This is a genomic window from Wolbachia endosymbiont of Madathamugadia hiepei (genome assembly GCF_013366855.1).
GTDB lineage: Bacteria > Pseudomonadota > Alphaproteobacteria > Rickettsiales > Anaplasmataceae > Wolbachia.
Window position 1 is genome coordinate 1 of sequence record NZ_WQMP01000202.1, and the last position, 799, is coordinate 799.

Annotated in this window: 1 protein-coding gene; it reads right to left on the reverse strand. The window is 38.9% G+C overall.

Annotated features, from left to right (window positions below; translation table 11 throughout):
* Positions 1 to 799, reverse strand: a 799-nt coding sequence (locus tag GO685_RS05365) for a DNA gyrase C-terminal beta-propeller domain-containing protein (RefSeq protein ID WP_281356234.1), incomplete at both ends; no start/stop codon positions are given.

The window sequence follows — 799 nt, forward strand, 5'->3', positions numbered from 1 at the left end:
TCCACTGAAATGCGAATTAACTTTCCTTTATCTGTAATGAGCATTATATTGTAACCCTGCTCAACTGGAAAACTAGCAACGACACTGCCGTTTCTGCTGGTAGCAAGAATATTGGTGATACCAACACCACCCCTATTGGTTACTCTGTACTCATACGCAGAAGTTCTTTTACCAAAGCCATTTTCGGTAATGGTTAGTATAAACTCCTCATTCACCGCAAGTTTTAAGAATAATTCACTATCTATTCCCAAATCGTTCAAAGTCTTTTCTAACTTAGAATCAATGGCGTTATTAGTAGCAGCTTCCAGCCTTTTTGCAAGTGGAACTTTTAGGTAAAGTTCTTTTGTTTCTGTTGTAACACCTATACCGTTTAGTATGGTCATGGATATCACGCTGTCGCTCTTTACAAGTTTGATGCCTCTCACACCATCTGAATTGCGGCTTTTGAATTGGCGAACATCACTTACAACAAATCTGATGCTTTTCCCAAGCGTCGTTGAAAGTAAAACGTGATCAATTTCGTTGCATACTTTAACCGACACTAACTTGTCTCCTTCATCGAGCTTGATTGCTATCTTTCCATTACTTGGAATATAGTGGAAGTCTGCTAAAGAGTTACGCCTTATGTTTCCATGAGCAGTAGCAAAGACTATATTCTGATTTTCATCATTCTCACTTGGGAGCGGCATGATGTTAGTTATAGTTTCACCTTCAGTGAGAGGAAATACATTAACAAGCGCTCTTCCACGTGCTGTTGGCTCTGCAAGAGGTAATTTATAAACCTTTAACCTATAAACTC